Origin of the sequence: Dactylosporangium sp. NPDC051485 (assembly GCF_040682015.1) — a bacterium.
Lineage (GTDB): Bacteria > Actinomycetota > Actinomycetes > Mycobacteriales > Micromonosporaceae > Dactylosporangium.
Map to the genome: position 1 here is coordinate 85,132 of NZ_JBFAZW010000004.1, position 11,892 is coordinate 97,023.

Consider the following 11,892-nt stretch of genomic DNA (forward strand, 5'->3'; position numbering starts at 1 on the left):
ACTTCCGCTCAGCCACAACAAAGGGCAGGCTTAGGGCGTGCAGGTGCGCGAGTGGGACCCAGGGGCCGCGCCCGCGGCCGAGCTCGAAGCGGTGCTGCGGGCGCTCAACGAGATCGTGACGGTCGACGTGCCCGAGGACCCGCCGTGGCGCGAGTCGATGTTCCGGGAGTACCTCGCCGTCACCATGCCGGGCGAGCGGCGCACCTCGTGGCTGGCAACCTCCGAATCGGGTGAGGTGCTCGGGCACGCGAGCCTGCTCGCCCTGGAGGAGATCGGCGTCCTCGAGCTCTCCGTGGTCCCCGGCGCGCGGCACAGCCGGGTCGGGGACGCGCTGCTGGGCGCCGTCGCGCGGCGGGCCGCCGAGGAGGGCTTCGAGTCGGTCGGCGTCGAGGTCATCGGCGACACCCCGAGCGTGAAGTTCTTCGAGGACAACGGCTTCGAGTGCGCCTTCATCGAGATGCGCAACCTGCTCGACCTGTCCGGCGTGGACTGGCTGCGGCTGGGCGAGATGGCCGCCGGCATCGGTGCGGGCTACCGCATCGAGTACTACCCCGGCGGCCCGCCGCCGGAGCTGTACGCCGGCTACGCCGCGGCCAAGGAGGCGGCCCGCGCCGCCGTGGTCGAGGACCTCGAGCTGCGGCCCAGCTCCTACGACGCCGACCGGCTGGCGGCCAGCCTGCGCACGCTGCACGCCCGCGGCCTGAAGCCGTACATCGTGCTGGCCGTGCACGAGCAGAGCGAGACGATCGCCGGGCTCACCGAGGTGGTCGTGCCGGCGCAGCGGCCCACCCGCGCCGACCAGTACGACACCATCGAGGTGCCGAGCCACCGCGGCTACGGCATCAGCCGCGCGATCAAGGCGCGGATGCTGTTCGAGCTGCGCGCGGCCGAGCCCGACCTGCTTGACGTGCAGACCTGGAACGCGCTGGAGAACGAGCCCCTGCTGCAGGTCAACGCCGAGCTGGGGTTCCGGCCCGACCGCGAGTGGCGCGAGTACGAGGCCGACGTCGTCGACCTCCTGCGCCGCCTCAAGAGCTAGCCCAGGGCCCCTGCACGAAGGTGCCGTCCGACGTGAACGGGTACGAGTTGGGCGTGCAGCCGTTCAGCGCGATGGTCTGCGTCTGCATGACCGGCGCGACCTGGCCGCCGCCCGGGCACTTCATGTGGTCGAAGCCCAGGAAGTGGCCCATCTCGTGCAGCACGGTCATGCCGTGGAAGTCGATGCCGGCCGGGAAGCCGTCGATGCCCTTGAGCCAGCGGCGCAGGTTCAGCAGGATCGTCTTGCCGTACCGGCACGAATAGATCCCCTGCGTGGTGACCCCGACCGACTTGCACAGCTTGTCGACGGTCCCCGGGGTGGCCAGCCGCAGCACGACGTTGTAGTTGCCGTCGCTGACCCGCTGGAACTTCCAGCTGGCCCCGTTGATGTGGGTCTGCCCGGAGTTGTAGGTGACCGGGTGGTCGCCGGACATCGTCCAGCCCTTCGGCGCGGCGATCGCCCGGTCCACCTCGGCGGCCAGCGAGCTGGTCGTCCAGACCGGGTTGTTGCCCCACTGGATGCCGTTCTCGATCTCGACCTGGTACTTGACCAGCGTCGCCGCGTCGGTCGAACCGACCACGCCGGTCTCGCCGTCGGCCTTGCTGAACGTGCCGCTGCCCAGGTTGGGCACGCCGTCGTTGGTGTTGACCTTGCCTCCGCCGGTGTCGCCGCCGGGCTTCACGTTCTTCACCGACGGCTTGGCGCTCGGCTTCTTCGATGCGGATGGTGCCGGCGAGTGCGACGCGGGCGCCAGCCCGCTGTCGTCGCCCTCGAGCTGGCCGACCGGGAACGGGTCGCCGCTCGACGGCGCGCCGATGCCCAGATCCGCCGGCGGCGACCCGTCCTTGCCGCAGCCTGCCACCCCGGCCAGACCGGTCAGCAAAACGCCGATGAGCAGTACTTTCCCCACCCGAGTCCCCAGCACCCGGCCGAGCCTAGGGGAAAGCGGCAGGTGATGTTGGCCCCCGTCGACTTGCTCACTGCGTGTAAACCCGGCATGGGGTGCCGCGCGTCTATGCACAACCCTCCTGGCGCAAACCGTCAGGATCAGGCAAAAGCCCTCCCCGGTGACGCAACCATGAATGTGCATATGCTGTAGCCATGGGGGCTCATGGGGCGTTGAGGAGGGATGCCGAGCGCAACCGCCGGCAGCTCGTGGAGACGGCAAAGGTCGTGTTCGCCGAGCGGGGCCTGGAGGCGCCGCTCGACGAGATCGCGCGGCGGGCCAAGGTCGGCAACGCGACCCTGTACCGCCGGTTCCCCAGCCGGGGCGACCTGGTCGCGGCGGTGTTCGCCGACGCGCTGCGGGAGGTGGTGGCCGCGACCGAGCGCGCGCTGGCCATGGAGGACCCGTGGGCCGCGTTCGCCGGGCACCTGACGTTCCTGTGTGAGGCCCAGGCCGGCAACCGCGCCTTCGCCGACCTGCTGACCGCGACCGTGTCGGGGGTGCCGGAGCTGGAACAGCTGCGCGAGCACGCCTTCAGCGGGCTGACAGCGCTGATCGACCGGGCCCGGGCGGCGGGCGTGCTACGGCCGGACTTCCAGCACGAGGACGTCGTGCCGGTGCTCATGGCGAACGCGGGGCTGGTCGAGCGCACGGGGACGAATGCGCCCACGGCCTGGCGGCGGCAGCTGGGGTACACGCTGGCGGGGCTGCGGGCGCCGGCGGCGGACACGCCCGCCGGGCCGGCGCCGGACCGGGTGGGCATCCAGCGGGCCATGCACGCACTGGCCGCGCGCAACGGCCTGAGCTAGCAGGTCTCGCGCCAGGCGTCGAGGCCGAGCTTCTTCTTCATCGAGGAGAAGTGCAGGGCCTTGGTCTTCGGGCAGAAGGAGCCCGTGGAACCCTCGTACTCCACGTGGAACACCGGCTTGCCCGCGGCCGTGAAGACCTTCAGCGCATCGCACTCGTCGTAGTGCGCGCACTCCTCGTTCACGGCGAAGTCGAACGCCGGGGCGAGGGCGGCGGCCTGGTCCACGTCGTTCTTCAAGCCCACGCCGAGGCCCGCCCGGTGCGCCAGGTCGGCCACCCGGCGGTTGAAGGTCAGCTGGTCGGCGGCGGTGAGCGGGAAGCCGCTGCTGTTGCTGTACCCGTCCATGTTGTCCGGCTCGACCGCGTCGAAGCCCTTGTCCTTGCAGGTCTTGAAGCGGGCGGACAGCAGCGGCTCCAGCACGTCCCAGCGCCGGATGTCCAGCCACTTCTCCCCCGGCCAGCCCTCCAGGCCCTTGCCCTGCACCGACTCCGGGTAGTTCTTGGCGTCGGGCCGGAAGTCCTCGTGCGCGCCGGCGTTGACGTAACACACCACGTGCCGGCCGGCCGCCTTGAGCGCGGCCACGTCGGCGGCCGGCGTGTTCTCGCCGTCCACGTCGTACACGTCGGCCGGCACCGACTTGTCGAGCTTGCCCGTGAGCTGCCACTGCCAGGTGAGCCCGACGGCGGGCTTCCACCAGCCGCCGGCCGGGGGCGGGGCGACCGGACCGGAGGCGGACGCGGAGCCCAGGACGGCCGAGCCGCCCGGGTCGCCGTCCTGGGTGCCGGTCTGCGGGCCGTGCGAGCCCTGGCCGCCGACGTCGCGGCCCTTGTCCTCGCCGGTGCAGGCGGCCGCGTAGAGGACCAGGAGCGCGGCCAGGCCGAGCAGCAGGCCGCGCAGCCGGCGAGGGGTCACCGGGCGGCCGCCCGGGCGCGCAGCGAGCTCGGCACCCCCTCGTACGGCAACGGCGCCGCGAGGTCCGTCACCAGCCCGTGCCGCGCGCGGGACAGCAGCAGCGCGCTCGCCTCGCCCAGTCGCGCGGCCGGCACCCCATAGACGAGGTGCGCGGCGTTCGCCCAGTCGCGGCCGGCGGGCGCGAGCGCGGTGTAGGACTCCCATGGCCCCTCGAAGGTACAGACCACGTCGGCCAGCGCCGCGTAGCGGGGCAGGCAGCGGGTCCCCGGGTTGAGCACGACGGCGCCGCGCACGGCCCGCACCACCTGGGCCACGTAGGCGAGCCCGGCGGCGTCGGCGGGCGCCTGGTCGAAGAAGATGCCGCCCACGGGGTACTGCGCCCAGCCCACGATGTCGCACCAGACCTCGCCGTTGGCCCGGCCGCCGTAGCCGAGATCGACGTAGCCGAGCATCTTCACGCCGGCCGCGTGCAGCCGGTCCGTCGCCGCGGCGTAGACCTCGTCGCGGCCCGCCCCGGGTCCATTGTGGATATTGACGATCGTCCAGCAGGCGGCGCCCCGGGGCAGCGCGTCCCAGGCCTCGGGGTCGACCAGCGGGTGGACGTACAACGGCAGCAGCATCATGCTCGGTAACTCTCCGGATCACGCAGGACGAGCGCGGCGACGGCGAGGCCGGGCAGGCCGGCCCCGAGCAGGGTCGCCACGGCGAGGGTTTCGGCGAAGGCGGGCGCCACGTGGACCAGGGCGGGCGCCCAGTGCCCGACGCCCGCGACGAGCAGCGTCGGCCACCACACGACGATCGCGGCGGTGCCGGCCCGGCCGTGCGCGGCCAGCACCAGGCACAGCGCGTAGACGCCGGTCAGCAGCACCGCGGCGGCGAAGGACTGCCCGCCGCGCAGCAGCCCGAACCACACCGCGCCGGCGATGGCCGCGCCGGCGAGCACGGGGACGCCGAGCACCGCGACGGTGTCGGCGCTGATGCGGGCCAGCCGCCGGTCGAAGGCGAACCGGTCGGCGAGGCCGGCCCGCGCGGCCGCGATGCGGTGCCGGTGCCACACCAGGGTCAGTTCGATGAGTGGTACCCCGAGCAGCAGCGGCAGCGCCTCGACCGGCACCCGGTGCGGGGCGACCCCGACGAGCGCGATCGTGTGCAGCAGTGCCGCCTGCCCGGTCCCGACCAGCCCGTAGAGCGCCGCGTAGCGCACGTCGGACCGCCACCAGCGCCGGCGCGCCTTCTTGACCCCGGTCCGCAGCACCGGCCGGAAGGCGACCCCGACGAGCACCGCCACGCAGCCGAGCAGCACGGTCACCGGCAGCCCGTACCGCAGCCCGGCCGTCGCCAACCAGCACGGCACGACGGCGAGGATGACGACCCGCTCCCGGTTGGTCACGAGCGTGACCCCGGCGACGGCGAAGAGGGCGAGCTGGACGGCGGCGACGGCGTAGTCCCGCCCGCCGGCGCCGGCCAGCGCCAGGGCCCACAGCGCGGCCAGGGTCAGGAAGCCGGTGCCGAGCACCCGGGCGGCGGCGACCGGCCCGCGCTCGGACAGCGCCCGGTAGCCGAGGTACGACAGCGCCTGGCCGCCGCCCCAGCCGACCAGCAGGGTGCCGGTGGCGGCCAGGCGGGACACGCCGTCGACCTCGGCCGCCGCGCCCACGCCGATGGCCAGCGGGGTGAGGTAGATGAGCGCGCGCAGCAGCGTGTCGGCGACGACCCGGGCCGGTCCGGGGCCCTCGGCCGGCACCGCGCGCAGCAGCTGGGTGTCGGCGACGTCGACGGTGCGGGCGACCACCCGGCCGGCCAGGACGAAGACGGACGGGGCGCCGTACTCGCGGTCGGCCACGCGGTCGTTGATGCCGTTGGCCTCGAGGATGGCCGCGATCTCGTCGATGTCGACCGCGTCGAGGCAGTCGTCGCGCATCCTGTCGGCCAGCGCCGCCACGGGGTCGGTGGCGACCCGCCCGACGTAGCGCAGCGACTCCGGCCGATCCAGCTCACTCGGCCGGGCCCTTCGCTGGGCGGGCACGATGACCAGCGAGTCCCCGCTCACGGCCGGTACCCGAAGTACGCGGCGTGCCGGTTCCCGCCGGACGCGGGGATGCAGCAGGCACACAGCGGCGCCAGCTCCCAGATCCGGTCCCGCCCGCCGCACGACCGCGGCGAGTCCCAGACCCAGCCGCCCCCTTCATCGAAAGCGGAGAACTCTCCGGCGACCAGGTTCGGGCCGGTTGCGACGGGCACACCGGCCTCGCGCTGGCGAAATGTCGAACTCGTCGACGCACCGCAGATGGTCATGCCGACACCAGCGCTTCCGTGTGGGTCAGGGCCTGGTAACGATCGCGGTACGCCGAGACGCAGCGGTCCAGCGTGTACTGCGCCAGGGCCCGCTCCCGCCCCCGCGCCCCGATCTCGCGCCGGAACCGCTCGGCCGACAGGAACGCGACGCAGGCGGCGGCGAAGGCCTCCGGGTCGCGGGGCGGCACGACCAGCCCCGCGTCGCCGACCGCCTCGGCCACCCCGCCGACGTCGGTGCTCACCGTCGGGCGGCCGCACATCATCGCCTCGAGGACCGTGTACGGCATGCCCTCCGAGATGCTCGACAGCGCGGCGACCTGCCCGACCGCGAACGCCTCCCGGCTGGAGGCGCACGGGCCGGCCCAGGTGACCGCGTCGGCCAGGCCGAGCGAGCCGGCCACGGCGCGGCACTCGGCGGCGTAGGGCTCGTTGCCGGCGGGGACCGGTCCGGCCAGGTGCAGCCGGGCCGCCGGGATCGAGCGGCGCACCACGGCCAGGGCCCGGATCAGCGTCTCCAGGTCCTTGAGCGGGTCGATCCGGCCCACCCAGGAGATGACCGGGTCGGCCGGCTCCTCGGCCAGCAGCGGGAACCCTGCCGGGTCGACCCCGTTGCCGATGACGGCGAGCTTGGCCGGGTCGGCGCCGTGGCGCACGGCCCAGCGCGCGTTGAAGCCGCTGACCGGGGCGACCAGGTCGGCCTCCCAGTAGGACAGCCGGGCCAGGGCGCGATGGAAGCGCAGCAGGGCGGTCTTGACGCCCGGGGACTGGGCGCCCGCGGCGAGGTAACGCTCCCGGAGGTACACCCCGTGCTCCGTCATCAGGAAGGGCACCCCGAGCCGCCACTTCGCGACCAGCGCGACCATCGAGGAGAGGCCGTTGGCGTTGGCGTGCACCAGCTGGGCATCTTCCGGGATCGGGGCGGCCAGCGGGCGGAGGGCGTGCTCCAGCAGTACCGCGGCCTCGTCCGCCTCCCGCAGCGTGAGCGTCGGCAGCCGGATGCCGTCCGCGCGGGCCCGGGCCCAGGCGTCCAGCAGGGTGTCGGCCAGGCCGGCGCCGGCCAGCGGATGGCGCCCCACCGGCCGGCCGAAGCGGGTCCGGCCCACGGCGACGTCGGCCAGCGCCCGCAGGCCCTCGCCGAACAGCACCAGGTCGGCCGCGGTGTCGCCGAGCATGCCCCGGCAGAGCAGGCCGGCGGCCCGCTCGGGGCGGCCCCGGGCCGGGCGGGGCGGGCCCCACACCGGCACCGGGCGCAGCGAGCGGACGTTGGCCGGCAGCGGGATCGCGGGGCGGTCCGGCTCGGTGCCGACGATGGCGACCAGGTCCCACTCGACCTCGGATAGCCCACGCACCAGTTGGTTGCACCAGGTGCTGACCCCGCCGGTGGCGTAGGGGTACGTACCTTCGTTGACGAGGACGACGCGCACGGCTCGCGGCTCCCGCTCAGCCGACGCGCAGCAGCTGCTGGCCGCCCTTGCCGACCGACCGCCACGCGGAGCGCTCGCCGCCGTAGGCCTCGCCGAACGCGCCGCCGGAGACCTCGACGCCGAGCAGCGAGGCGGTCACCAGCTTGGTGCCGCTGGGCATGGTGAGCGGCACGTCGGCGGCGCTGCCCTTGTTGGTCACCGTGACCCGGCCGTCGAGCAGGTAGGCCTCGACCGAGCGGCTCGCCGCCGCCGCGGCCCAGGCCGCCTGGCGGCGGTTCTGCAGCGCGACGTCGGCGAACTTCGGGTTGACCACCGGCGTGGCGGCCGTATAGGTGGCGTGGTAGCGGGCCAGTACCGCGTCGAGCACCGGGTACAGGATGCGGTCCTCGGCGAGGTTGGACTGGTGCGCGTAGTGCGGCGCGGGGTTGGCCGAGACGATGTGGTCGAAGGCGATGCGCGCCTCCGTCGGCACGATGTGGTTCGCGAAGCCCTCCGCGCCGAGCGGGCGGATGCAGGTCGAGGCCGGGTTGTTCGCGCAGATGCCGCTGCCGCCGTCGGCCCGGCTGGTGTAGAGCCAGTTGTACTCGTCGACCTCCTCGGCGACGGTGGCCACGTTGTAGAAGATGTTCATCGGGAAGCGCGGCACGGTGGTGGCGTTGCCCGCGGCCCGGGCGCTCTGCTCGCGGGAGGCGTCCGAGGCCACGTACCGCACCCCGTTGGCGTTGAGCGCCGCCGCCAGGTTGGGGTTGTCGGCCGGCATCTGCGGCCGCGTCGCGAGGCCGGAGTGCTCGCCGGTGACGAGCTCGCCCGCGTCCAGCGCGATGCCCTTGCCCTTGGCCCAGTCGACGTTCTGCTTGATCTGCGCGGAGATGTCGGCCTGCGACACCCACCGGGTCTTGCCCGAGCCGTCGGTGGCGCAGCGCCACGGGCTGACGGTGAAGTCCTGCACGCAGCCGAGGTACGCGTGGTCGTAGGTGTGGTTGACCCAGCGGAACTGGTTCTTGCTGCCCAGCAACGCCTTGGTGAGCCCGTCGCCCGCGCCGGCCGCGACGCTCCCGCCGCCGTTGAACACCAGGTCGAGCTTGAGCCCGCGCGAGTTCTGCCAGGCGACCAGCGCGCTCACGTCGTCCTTGGTCATGCGGATCGTGGTGTTGTACGGCTGGACGGTCGGGTCCCGCCGCGGGTTGCAGTCGTCGCCGACCGTGCAGTTGTGCACGGTGTCCCAGCGGTCGTCGGGCAGGAAGACGTCGTCGATGTGCACGCTGAACCAGTTGCGCGCGAAGCCGAGGTGGACGCCCCTGGTGAGCCAGGTGATCAGGCCGTGGCCGAGCTCCATCGCGTGGGTCTGGTAGCGGTTGGCGGCCAGCGTGACGGCCAGCTCCTCGCGCCCGTCGTGGGCGTAGACGCCCATCACCGAGCCCCTCGTGCCGCCGCCGGGCGGGGTGGCGGTGACCAGCGGGGTGAAGGTCGCGCCGGCGGCCGGGGCGGCCACGCCGAGGTACCCGTAGGACTCGAGCACCGCCGGGTCGCGGTCGTCGATGGCGACCGGCCCGGTGAGGTAGCCGAAGCCGGCCGCCTTGCCGGCGTCGGTGACCTGCATGGTGGCCCCGTCGAGCACGCCGCTCCAGGCCGTGCTCTGCCCCACGTTGGGGTTGGCCCAGGTGTACGCGTCGATCTGGCGCACCTTGAACTCGCGCTCGAAGTCGGCCAGCGCGGTCGCCTCGGCGCCGGTCACCGCGCCCTCGTTGGGCAGCACGACGCCCTGGTACTTGGCCCGGCGCACGCCGCCGACGGTGTCGGCGAGGTAGGCCGGGGTGATCGCCGGGCGCCCGTCGGTGCCGAGCGCCAGCGCGTCGTAGGGAACGCCCTCGCGGTCGAGCTGGGCGCGCAGCGTGTCGATGCCGGTGGTGCCGTCGTCGAGCACGAGCACCCGCAGGTCGATGCGCTGCTTGGCGCTCGTGGCGGCGAGCGCCGGCTGGGCGAGGACGATCCCGGCGAGGCCCAGCAGGGCGACGGCGCCGGCGACGATCCGGGACTTCAACGTGAGGCTCCTTCGGGGGTTGCGGAGGTGCTCAGGCGGCCTTGGCGACTTCGGCGATGGAGCTGGTGACCATGGCGTTCAGGTCGTGGCGGGCCCGCCAGCCGAGGCGGGCCCGGATGCGGGCGGGGCTGGCCACCACGGCGGCCGGGTCGCCCGGGCGGCGCGGCGCCTCGTCGTAGGGCAGCGGGCGGCCCAGCGCCCGGCCGACAGCGGCGATCATCTGCAGCACCGAGGCGCCCTCCCCGCGGCCGACGTTGAGCACCTCGCCGCGTAGCTCCCCCTCGTGCAGGGCGAGGGCGGCCCGCACGTGCGCGTCGGCGATGTCGGCCACGTGCACGTAGTCGCGCACCGCGGTGCCGTCGGCGGTCGGGTAGTCGGTGCCGTAGACGGTCGCCGGGATGCCCAGCGCGGCCGCGCGCAGCAGGCGCGGGACGAGGTTCGTGCCGCCCTCGTCGCGCAGGCCGGGGGTGGCGGCGCCGGCGACGTTGAAGTACCGCAGCGCCGCCCAGCCGAACCCGCCCCCGGCCGCCGCGTCGCGCAGCATCCACTCGCCGACGAGCTTGGTCCGCCCGTAGGCGTTCTCCGGCTCGGCCGGGTCCTGCTCGCGCACCGGGGATCGCCGCGGCGTGCCGTAGACGGCGGCGCTGGAGGAGAAGAGCACGGATGCGGTACCGCACGAGGCGACCGCCGCCAGCACGGAGCGCAGCCCGTCGAGGTTGTCCTGGTAGTAGCGCAGCGGGTGGGCGGTCGACTCGGCCACGTCCTTGCGGGCGGCCAGGTGGATCACGCCGTCGGGCCGGTGCCGGCGCAACAGCTCGCGCACGGTCGCGGCGTCGCGCACGTCGGCGCGCACCAGCGGCACCCCGAAGGGCACCCGGCCGGCCCGGCCCGTGGACAGGTCGTCGAGGACGACGGTTTCGATGCCCGACTCGCTGAGGGCGGTGACGACGTGCGCGCCGATGTATCCGGCGCCTCCGGTGACGAGCCATCTCACGATGGGGGCAACGACGTCCCCGCACACCCAAACGGGTAGCTGTCGTGTTCCTGACACTCGCGCGGCGTCAAGATTCCCTCGCACGGTGCCGTAACCAGGCCGGTGACCTGCCCGAACAATTCTGCGGCAGCCGGACCGGGAAAATCGCCGCAACACGCCCAATATGCCCGATTTGGGCGATATGGGGATCCGGCGGACGCCCGGCGCCGGGCCGCTGAAAACGATAAGTCGGGCGCTCCGCGCCGCGACTTATCGGATTTATACCCCGACGGGGTAGAAGTCCGAATTGTCCGATGTGCACACGGCATCCGACATTTCGCGCAAAACGGCTACGCGCCACTACGTCGTTACGCGAGCAGGGGCCGCCATGTATGCCCCGAGCCGATCCGGTCGTCCCGACTTGCAGTCGGCGGCGACCGGACCGGCTGAGCGGTTCAGAGGCTGCGCAGGAGGCGAGCCGCGTCGCTCGCCCAGTACGTCAGGATCAGCTGCGCCCCGGCCCGGCGGATCGAGGTGAGCGTCTCGAGGATCGCGCGGTCGCGGTCGAGCCAGCCGTTGGCCACGGCGGCCTCGACCATCGCGTACTCGCCGGAGACCTGGTAGGCGGCCACGGGCACGTCCACCATCTCGGCGACTCGGGTGATCACGTCGAGGTACGGCAGCGCGGGCTTGACCATGACCATGTCCGCGCCCTCCTCGACGTCGAGGGCGACCTCGCGCAGGGCCTCCCGCAGGTTGGCCGGGTCCTGCTGGTACGTCTTGCGGTCCCCGGTCAGCGCGGACTCGACGGCATCGCGGAACGGCCCGAAGAAGGCGCTCGCGTACTTGGCCGTATAGGCCAGCAGCGACACGTCGATGTGCCCGGCCCGGTCCAGCGCCGCGCGCACCACGCCGACCTGGCCGTCCATCATCCCGGACGGGCCGAGCACGTGCGCACCGGCCTCAACCTGGGCCAGGGCCATCAGCTCGTACTGCCGCAGCGTGGCGTCGTTGTCGACCGACCCGTCGGGGGCCAGCACGCCGCAGTGCCCGTGCGAGGTGAACTCGTCCAGGCACAGGTCGGACATGACCACGGTGGTGTCGCCGACCTCGGAGATCACGTCCCGGATGGCGACGTTGAGGATGCCATCCGGGTCGATGCCACCGGAGCCGGTCTCGTCGCGGGTCTGCGGCACCCCGAAGAGCATGAGGCCGCCCACGCCCTCGGCGACCGCCTCGGCCGCGGCCTTGCGCAGCGACTCGCGGGAGTGCTGCACAACGCCCGGCATGGTGGCGATCGGCCGTGGCTCGGTCAACCCCTCCTTGACGAACATCGGCAGGATCAGGTTGGACGGCTGGACGTGCGTCTCGGCCACGAGCCGGCGCATCGCAGGGGTGCGACGCAGCCGGCGCGGGCGAACCTCAGGAAAACCCATCGGGAGTTACCCCCAACT

The 11,892-nt window shown here is 73.4% G+C and carries 11 protein-coding genes; 2 read left to right on the forward strand and 9 right to left on the reverse strand.

Annotated elements, in window-relative coordinates; genetic code table 11:
- The first annotated feature begins 37 nt into the window (after positions 1-37).
- Positions 38-1,039: a GNAT family N-acetyltransferase gene (locus AB0M46_RS03245; RefSeq protein ID WP_363332606.1), complete on the forward strand. Its 1,002-nt coding sequence runs from the start codon at positions 38-40 to the stop codon at positions 1,037-1,039.
- Here AB0M46_RS03245 and AB0M46_RS03250 read toward each other — a convergent pair.
- Positions 1,029-1,964 carry a DUF3152 domain-containing protein gene (locus AB0M46_RS03250; protein WP_363332607.1) on the reverse strand — a complete coding sequence of 312 codons (936 nt, stop codon included), beginning with the start codon at positions 1,962-1,964 and terminating at the stop codon, positions 1,029-1,031. The two genes, AB0M46_RS03245 and AB0M46_RS03250, sit on opposite strands and share 11 nt — an antisense overlap.
- 176 nt (positions 1,965-2,140) lie before the next feature.
- Between AB0M46_RS03250 and AB0M46_RS03255 the strand changes: the two genes are divergently transcribed.
- Positions 2,141-2,794: a helix-turn-helix domain-containing protein gene (locus AB0M46_RS03255; protein ID WP_363332608.1), complete on the forward strand. Its 654-nt coding sequence runs from the start codon at positions 2,141-2,143 to the stop codon at positions 2,792-2,794.
- Here the strand turns inward: AB0M46_RS03255 and AB0M46_RS03260 are convergent.
- From AB0M46_RS03260 to hemB, 8 genes are all read right to left on the reverse strand, one after another.
- Complete coding sequence (locus AB0M46_RS03260) at positions 2,791-3,705, reverse strand: endo alpha-1,4 polygalactosaminidase (protein WP_363332609.1); 915 nt, start codon at positions 3,703-3,705, stop codon at positions 2,791-2,793. The two genes, AB0M46_RS03255 and AB0M46_RS03260, sit on opposite strands and share 4 nt — an antisense overlap.
- On the reverse strand, positions 3,702-4,328 hold the full coding sequence (locus AB0M46_RS03265; RefSeq protein WP_363332610.1) for a spherulation-specific family 4 protein: 627 nt from the start codon (positions 4,326-4,328) through the stop codon (positions 3,702-3,704). The genes AB0M46_RS03260 and AB0M46_RS03265 overlap by 4 nt, the downstream gene beginning before the upstream one ends.
- A complete protein-coding gene (locus tag AB0M46_RS03270; RefSeq protein ID WP_363332611.1) occupies positions 4,325-5,755 on the reverse strand; it encodes a hypothetical protein in 1,431 nt (476 codons plus the stop codon). Before AB0M46_RS03270 ends, AB0M46_RS03265 begins: the two co-directional genes overlap by 4 nt.
- On the reverse strand, positions 5,752-6,000 hold the full coding sequence (locus tag AB0M46_RS03275; RefSeq protein ID WP_363332613.1) for a hypothetical protein: 249 nt from the start codon (positions 5,998-6,000) through the stop codon (positions 5,752-5,754). The genes AB0M46_RS03270 and AB0M46_RS03275 overlap by 4 nt, the downstream gene beginning before the upstream one ends.
- Positions 5,997-7,424 carry a GT4 family glycosyltransferase PelF gene (gene pelF, locus AB0M46_RS03280; RefSeq protein WP_363332614.1) on the reverse strand — a complete coding sequence of 476 codons (1,428 nt, stop codon included), beginning with the start codon at positions 7,422-7,424 and terminating at the stop codon, positions 5,997-5,999. The genes AB0M46_RS03275 and pelF overlap by 4 nt, the downstream gene beginning before the upstream one ends.
- Before the next feature lie 16 nt (positions 7,425-7,440).
- On the reverse strand, positions 7,441-9,465 hold the full coding sequence (locus tag AB0M46_RS03285; RefSeq protein ID WP_363332615.1) for a hypothetical protein: 2,025 nt from the start codon (positions 9,463-9,465) through the stop codon (positions 7,441-7,443).
- A gap of 31 nt (positions 9,466-9,496) precedes the next feature.
- A complete protein-coding gene (gene galE / locus AB0M46_RS03290) occupies positions 9,497-10,459 on the reverse strand; it encodes a UDP-glucose 4-epimerase GalE (RefSeq protein ID WP_363332616.1) in 963 nt (320 codons plus the stop codon).
- Positions 10,460-10,893: 434 nt separating this feature from the next.
- Entirely contained in the window at positions 10,894-11,874 is a 981-nt protein-coding gene (gene hemB, locus AB0M46_RS03295; protein WP_363332617.1) for a porphobilinogen synthase, read from the reverse strand.
- Positions 11,875-11,892 lie beyond the last annotated feature (18 nt).

Bases quoted from the DNA above. Each gene is read 5' to 3' on its own strand.
- AB0M46_RS03255 (WP_363332608.1), top strand. From the start codon at position 2,141: ATGGGGGCTCATGGGGCGTTGAGGAGGGATGCCGAGCGCAACCGCCGG.
- AB0M46_RS03265 (WP_363332610.1), bottom strand. From the start codon at position 4,328: ATGATGCTGCTGCCGTTGTACGTCCACCCGCTGGTCGACCCCGAGGCC.
- AB0M46_RS03275 (WP_363332613.1), bottom strand. From the start codon at position 6,000: ATGACCATCTGCGGTGCGTCGACGAGTTCGACATTTCGCCAGCGCGAG.
- hemB (WP_363332617.1), bottom strand. From the start codon at position 11,874: ATGGGTTTTCCTGAGGTTCGCCCGCGCCGGCTGCGTCGCACCCCTGCG.